The sequence below is a fragment of the Paenibacillus sp. EB106-05-06-XG162 genome (assembly GCF_058791655.1).
In genome coordinates, this window is sequence record NZ_JBYTDT010000032.1 from 1 (window position 1) to 7,284 (window position 7,284).

Sequence of the window (7,284 nt, forward strand, 5' to 3'; positions counted from 1 at the left end):
AAAGCCGTATGAGGGAAAACCTCACGTACGGTTTGATGAGGAGGGGCTGAAAAAAAACTCAGCCCTTTACTCTAGAACGGGCAAGATAGTTATCAAAAGGAACCAGGTATAGATAAAATTGTAGACTTTTTAAAAACATCACTGAATTGAGGTTTTTACGAACAAATAAAACGGGTTCGATGCAGGGAAATATTGGATAGTCGCGAATGTATTTCAGTAAGAAACTAACACATTCGAAGGAGTTGTAAAGAATATGAAACAAGTTGAAGAGTTCGTTGAGAATTCAATGACTACTGCATCGAAAAAATTATTGAAAACGGTGTCTTGCATCTATGTTCCTTGCACCGATCCAGAAAGGACAATGAATTGGTTTCGTGATCAATTTCAATTATCGGGCAGTGATGGGCCATGGCTTACTCTTGAAAATGGGACAGATCTTATGTTCTGTGAAACAAAAGATGAAACCAGAATGAAATACAAAGTAGGCGAAGACCCCAATTTTTACATCCCAATTTTAATCTTCCAGGTTGAAGATATAGAAAAGCTGCACAGCACTTTGAAACAGAGTGGAGCCGAGGTTGAGGAGATCCGAGACAACGGCGGCTGCGGACTGGAGTTTTATTTTTATGATCCAGAAGGGAACAAACATGTTGCATGGGAAATGCAAACCGTGGTTACTAGACAACAGGATAAACTTGTCTTTGGTAACTGTTATTTTGAAGGAAGTGTAAGTGCATTCTTGTCGAAAGTATCTGCAAATTCTCGCGGATCATCAAAAAAAGTCAATTTCCTTGATACAAAAAAATTAAGGGAAGAGGACCCAGATGGTTTTCAGGATGTAATCGATATTCTACAAGAATTTAATTTAAAACATCCAGAATCATTATCTATCATTGGTCTTTAGTAAAGAACGAGAGTCGGTGCTTCTGTCGGCAATTATACTGGCAAACTGGTGAGCAGTAAAATTGATAAATCAAATTAAACCGTTAGAAGGGAATGAACAGATTTGATCGATTCAGTTAAGGTTATGGAGCCAGCTACGAAAGTTTCACTAAAAAAGTTGGATTGCTTGTATATGCCAGTTGACAATGGGAAGGACGTGGTGTGGCCATGGTATGAAAACACCTTCACTGGAACGGGAACTGGTACTCGACAACAAGCTATATTTATGAACGAAGTAGAGAAGAAAGGTTTGACAAATACTTTCTTAACTGACGATTGGATTCCTGGGCAAACCTATGAGATGTTTTCCATTCGCTATGAGACGGATTGCATTAAGGAACTATACGAACGAATAGCTAGTACTGGCGTAGAAGTGGAGCCACTAGAAGATGTGAACGGTAAAGGACTTATGTTCTGTTTTAAAGATCCACAGGGACACAAGTTTCAAGTATGGCAAGATCCCAAAACCGAGACACAGCCGATCCGACAAGGCGTTCCTGTTTTTATTAAAGTCGCGGCGCTATTCTTCCCAGCAAGCGATCCGGAGGCATCCTATAAGTGGTATAAGGAAATATTGGGTGGTCCAGTGAATGAGGCGGGGCAACCCGTAACGGAAGCGGGAGACGAAATCTATTTTATTCGATCCCTGGAACGCAAAACATATAATCATGAAACCCCAGCACCGGATAGTATACGGTATATGGCATTTGCCATGTTTCAAGTAAATGGACTTTCCAAACTACATAGACAAATGGTCGATCAAGGATTAAAAGTATCCCATCAAATCAATGATCGCGGTGGATGTGGCCGCCAAATTCAATTATATGATCCAGACGGGAACAAGTGGGATATTTGGGAGCGGCAGACGATGGTGCACTGGAGAGGCAATGTCGCAGACAGCTTTGATTGGAAAGAACGATTCATATTTTGCGATTATACCGGGGAGCGTCTGATCGATGATTATTTAGGGTCCCTACAAGGCCACCATCTTCAGGAGGCTCCAACGACTGTGCAAATTTTGGACTACAACAAGATCATTGCAAACGATCCTGAAGGGGTGCATAAGCTGCTGGAGACTTTAGATCAATTTTGTGAGATTAATCAGGACCGGTCGTTTCAAATTCTGCTTCGCGAAGGCTGGTATGACACAGTCCAATCAATTGTTTATCGAGATTAATAGCAAGCACATTCCGCTAACGGAAAATGAGAGTGGAGCACTATACCGCGGCATTTGCTCCACTTTTTATTCAACAAACGGGCAGGATAACGCGGTGTAGATATTGAATAAATTTTACCGAATAGGCTTCTAATTAAAGAGTTATTCAGAGAAAAATCATCAAAGATGCACGCTAATCATGCTGCTGTTCGTTTGTATTAGGGAGCAGATGCTATATGCGGTATGTTACCGAATCAGAAACTGTCGTATTCACGAGGGCGGTCAATGGTGATACAGAAGCTTTTGGTCACCTCGTGAATAAGTATTCCAATGCCGTATCATCGTTCTGAGGATATCGCTCAAGAAACTCGCGAGCTTATTGAAAGTCGATTAAGAAGAACCAAGGAAAAATTAAAGAAGGAGTTGTTTAATATGACTGTTCACGTAATCTCCGCAAACAAATTAGGAGAGGCATTCCGCGAAAAAGTCGATAGTAGAATAGCTCGCATTTGCTTTACGTACATCCCGGTAACAGACGTTATACGTTCTGCCGCGTGGTATGAAGAGGTCCTTGGATTTAAACCCGACCTCGTATTTGACACGCATGCGATATTGCAACCTGACCTTCAATTGCTCAGGACGGACGCGCCCGTGGTTCAAAACATGGTGGACGGTAAAGCACTTCCTAGAACTGCTTATTTTTTGGATGACATTAATGGATATCACAAGTATTTAAACGAAAAGGGAGTTCGTACAGAGGAGATTATTGAGGAAGGTGAATGTGGTTGGCACTTTGAGTTATTTGACCCAGATGGAAATCGAATTACAATCTGGCAGGCAAGACACTAATGGTATCAACTGGTTATAGATTGCGCTAACGGGACACTATAGTTCAACCATCAAGGCTGCCTATCGACTAGCAGTCTTTATTTTTTGATAATTTTGAACATAATGGGAACAAATTCCTCTGTTATAATGATAATCAAAGAAGTCATAGAGACAGGTGAAAAGAATGAGCTATATGGAGTCAATACAAAGGGCGATTGACTATATCGAGGAACACTTGGACGAGGAGCTTGATCTCTCCAGTATCGCAGAGGAGGCTTATATTTCGGTCGCTCAATTGTATCGTGTGTTCTATGCACTTACCGGACATCCCGTCAAAGACTACATACGCAAAAGAAGAATGAGCGTCGCCGCCAATCAACTGAGAAACTCGAAACGTACCGTGGAGGAGCTCGCGTGGGACAGCGGATATGAGTCTTATCAATCATTTGCCAAGGTGTTCAAGAAGATCGTAGGGTTGACTCCGGCTGCTTATCGCAATGCCGAAATTTTCTTTAGCTTCGAATCGATCCGTTTATACGAGAAAATTGCCTACAAGGAAGACAAGGAACAAACTGAACTTTTTCCCGATGTCAAAGTTATTCGGTTCATGCCCAACAAGATGTATTCGTATCTGCACACTTCCAAGCAAGAAGTAGGCATAGAAAATGAGGCCTTCCAGATTGTTTTCGAAAAACTCGTTGAAGGTAATTTTACAAGGTACAGCAAGGTACGGATATTCGGTTACAATGTGGATTTTCCTGAAGAAAACGACAAACCTCAATATGGTTACCGGATACTGATTACGAATGAAGAGGAATGCATTGTTGATGAAGCGTTTACTGAGGAGCCATTCATTGGTGGGTTGTATGCAGTAAGAAAGGTCACATCGTTGTCCCCGAAGACCGTTCAGGAAGGTTGGGACCGACTGTTGTCCGAATGGTTACCGAAAAGCACATTTGAGATCGGCACGCACCAATACGTTGAGGAGTTCAGCGCTTACAACGGTAAGGTAACGAGAATGAACTTATATCTTCCCGTGCAACGAAAGTTTCATAACGAACCGATTGAAGTCGTTGAGCTAACTGAGGCAATTGCCTTCTTCTACCGAGGTTACGGGGCCGAGGCTCAACTGGTTGCCGAAAAGCGATTGATCGATTGGTGCAAGAGAGGGTCTGACGGAAGCTGGCAGGCAGGTGAAGGAAAATATTATATGTCATATCATTACGGTAATGAAGATTCTGAAGAATACTGGTGGGAAAACGGGATACTTACGGCTGAACCGGAAGCTTCGACACTGAAGGGAATTGAGAAGAAGCATATTGGGTCTGGTTCATATGCTTGCTGCGTATCCAAGACATACGGCTTGTTAACTGGCGTTCTAGATAAGATGCACCGTTGGATTACGACTAACAGCAACTATCGGCTGGATGAAGAGCGGCAATGGTTCGCGGAATATCACACATTTAAAGAAATGAACCTAGAGCGGGATTCTATCGTGAAAGTCTATATTCCTATCATATCAGGGGAGAGTGCTCAGAATGAAAAACTCCGCAGAGAAGTTTAATGAAGAAAACTATCAACCTCAGTTTGTTACACAGGCGTTCAAAGTGATTATGGGGCGTGCTGAAAAATCATTGGATCAAGTAGAAGATCCGCCGTCCCGCCTCTCGAATGGACTTGAGTCTGAAATCGATCTTATGACGCTGGTCCAGTTACCTGCTACCAAACTGAAGAAGACAGTGAAGTTTTATGTCGAGGTGCTGGAGTTGACACTGTCATATCCGGAAAGGCCGATTGAAAGCAACACTTTCGTACAAACATTACCCAGGATGGGCCCGAGTCTTCATATTCTGGAAACCCCTGATTCGGAATTTCGACATCTACATGGAACGGTGAACGGAAAACTTGAAGAATATCTAGCTTTTTACACTAAAAGTCTGGTTCATCTTCACGAACGGCTGTTGCAAGCGGGGGCAGAAATTGTAATTGAACCCTCGGACGGTTACATGTCCTTCTTCGACCCAGAAGGCCATCTAATTGGGGCTTACGAGCGAACGGATTCCGGAATCAACGATCGGTTCGAATCCAATATTACCGGTTTCCATCATGTCCTGATGTACGTCGCAGATCTGGTGAGAACGGCAGCATTTTTCGAGCGTTCGCTGGGGTTTGGAAGAGTCATATCAGATGAGGATGCGTTCTATATGGCGGTGAACGGCGGCGAAGAGAATCAACCGATGATACGACTGGTACATACGAGGGATCAAGAGAACCTGCAACCAATGCACTGGATCCTGGACGGTCGCCCGAAGCATGCATTAGAACTTCACTCGAAGAATATTGGGGTCCTGAAGGAACGAGTGTTGGAGAATGGAGGGGTAGTGAAGGAAGATTTGGAGTTTACCGGCTGCGGCGGCTATCTCAAGTTTTATACGCCTGATGGCCATTACATCGGGGTTAATCAGGATCGAAGATACTGCGGTTACTAAGGGAGGAACAGTAGATGGGGTACAGCGCTAATTTCGAAAAAATGGATAACAATCTTTATCCTCCACGGGGGAATCCAGATAACTATAAGCCGAAACGGGTCCCGGCAGCATTCAAGGTTTATTCAGTTGGAATAACTAACTTATTGAAAGGAGAGAAACGTATGGAACTCGTTAAAAGCCCGATCGATAATGTTGTGGAAAGCGCATTTGTTCATGTATCCGATCTTCGCCGTTCTGCCGAGTGGTACAGCATGGTGATGGGACTCCCCTTATTGGAAGAGAGATTAAACGGGGGTAACGTTTATTGGTTAATGCTTCAAGGGGGAACCGGTATCATCTTGGATGACAACAGAAGCAACGAGCCGGATACGCCGCATGTAAGATTCATGTACAAGACCTCCGACATCGAGGAATCGTACCGCTTCTTGGAAGATCAAGGTGTACGACCGATATTTCCGATAGAACGGCCGCATTCAGGATTGGCATTTTTAAGGTTTATCGATCCGGACGGTAACTCGATCATGGTTACGGAATCTGATTATGTCTCAGAGGTTATAGAACGTTTAGATGACTCGAATAGTCCAATCTTGAACCAAATCGCCGGAATCTTTTTAAATGTAACAGACATGAATCGGGCGATTCGATTTCATTGTGCAGTGCTCGGACTACCTTACCATGAAGGCGAATCGGGGCAAGAGAATTCAATTTATGACTTGAAGACGAAGAGCGGGGCTGGCGTGCTGCTGGATAACAACCGATTTAAGCAAGGAGATGACTACGAAACCCTCTTCATGCTGCTTACGCATGACGTTGATGCCTCCAAAGCCTATTTGGAATTGAATGGCGTATCGGTTTTCACCCCCATTGAAAGGTATGGTGAGGAGTTGGCATTCTTTACGGTCAAAGATCCAGATGGCAATGTCATCATGATTTGCTCCAAAGTGGAGTGATGCCTTAACGTTTTTGTGTAATGTTTAAAGGGTTGTCTAAGCTTATTGATGAAATGGTGCACAAACCAGCTCAATCCAGCATAGAGGCTGTCTACCATGCGATCGAATCGTTCATCGAGTGGCCCAAGAGTGTCAGTTGGCCGAATCAATTCGTTTGCGACAGCGAGTTGACCTGGCTGTTGAACGGTTATACCTCGATTGACGATGTGTAGGGGAGTTTTTTGTCTATAACTTCATATACCTTTGGTGACCCCCTATGATGAACTTCCTGCTATCGGAAGTTCATCATAGGGGGTCGCTGATTGAACTAACGGAGAACGATAGTTGAGGAACTTCCTCCGCGGTAGCTCCTTTTCGTTTATATTGAACGGGCAGATTTTTAAGTGGGGGTAACTATGATTAGTAATAAGAAACTGAGCCAATTTACATTGGAAGATGTTTATTCAAAGGAAATTACATTCCACAAATACCAATACTATTTTCAATAAAATGGATTTTAAGAATGATAATGAAGGTGAATTGCTGGCTTACAATGAAATGTTGGTGGATGTTTAATAAATGAATGAAGATGAATTTGTAAGTAAGTACCTAAAAATAATAAAAAAACTTGGAGTGCAATTTGAAAATAAAGAATTTTCTGATGAAAGTGAAATTGAAAAAATGTCGGGATATAATAATGCAATTGTCTCTATCTTAAAGTGCATAGACCCAATTTATGAATTTGATTTAGAAGAATAGTTAGTTGTGAAGATAGCATGACTGATTGAACTAACGGGAGACGATAGCCCAATAAAGACATTTAAAGGCAGCCGGCTACTTGTGATCGGCTGCCTTTTCTCAAATAACGGGCAGCATTCCTATTATGAAGAAATACGAGGTTTGAGAAATAAAAGGACTCCTTGGTATGATGTTTATGGGT

Annotated in this window: 8 protein-coding genes; all 8 read left to right on the forward strand. The window is 42.7% G+C overall.

The features are described 5' to 3' along the window. The first annotated feature begins 253 nt into the window (after window positions 1–253). The 8 genes from AC3WU2_RS30445 to AC3WU2_RS30480 all read left to right on the forward strand — a co-directional run bounded on the left by AC3WU2_RS30445 (window position 254) and on the right by AC3WU2_RS30480 (window position 7,103). Window positions 254–904, forward strand: coding sequence for a VOC family protein (locus tag AC3WU2_RS30445; RefSeq protein WP_492458576.1), 651 nt, complete (start codon window positions 254–256; stop codon window positions 902–904). Between the two features lie 171 nt (window positions 905–1,075). Next, on the forward strand, window positions 1,076–2,119 hold the full coding sequence (locus tag AC3WU2_RS30450) for a VOC family protein (RefSeq protein WP_492458577.1): 1,044 nt from the start codon (window positions 1,076–1,078) through the stop codon (window positions 2,117–2,119). A gap of 411 nt (window positions 2,120–2,530) precedes the next feature. Next, the gene (locus AC3WU2_RS30455) at window positions 2,531–2,947 is read left to right on the forward strand and encodes a VOC family protein (protein WP_492458578.1); all 417 of its coding nucleotides are present in this window, start codon (window positions 2,531–2,533) and stop codon (window positions 2,945–2,947) included. A gap of 172 nt (window positions 2,948–3,119) precedes the next feature. Continuing rightward, entirely contained in the window at window positions 3,120–4,490 is a 1,371-nt protein-coding gene (locus tag AC3WU2_RS30460; RefSeq protein WP_492458579.1) for a helix-turn-helix domain-containing protein, read from the forward strand. Then, window positions 4,465–5,415 carry a VOC family protein gene (locus tag AC3WU2_RS30465; RefSeq protein ID WP_492458580.1) on the forward strand — a complete coding sequence of 317 codons (951 nt, stop codon included), beginning with the start codon at window positions 4,465–4,467 and terminating at the stop codon, window positions 5,413–5,415. The genes AC3WU2_RS30460 and AC3WU2_RS30465 overlap by 26 nt, the downstream gene beginning before the upstream one ends. A 161-nt stretch (window positions 5,416–5,576) precedes the next feature. Beyond that, a complete protein-coding gene (locus AC3WU2_RS30470) occupies window positions 5,577–6,365 on the forward strand; it encodes a VOC family protein (RefSeq protein ID WP_492458581.1) in 789 nt (262 codons plus the stop codon). Between the two features lie 32 nt (window positions 6,366–6,397). Continuing rightward, window positions 6,398–6,577 carry a hypothetical protein gene (locus AC3WU2_RS30475; protein ID WP_492458582.1) on the forward strand — a complete coding sequence of 60 codons (180 nt, stop codon included), beginning with the start codon at window positions 6,398–6,400 and terminating at the stop codon, window positions 6,575–6,577. 346 nt (window positions 6,578–6,923) lie between these two features. Next, on the forward strand, window positions 6,924–7,103 hold the full coding sequence (locus tag AC3WU2_RS30480) for a hypothetical protein (protein WP_492458583.1): 180 nt from the start codon (window positions 6,924–6,926) through the stop codon (window positions 7,101–7,103). Window positions 7,104–7,284: the final 181 nt, after the last annotated feature.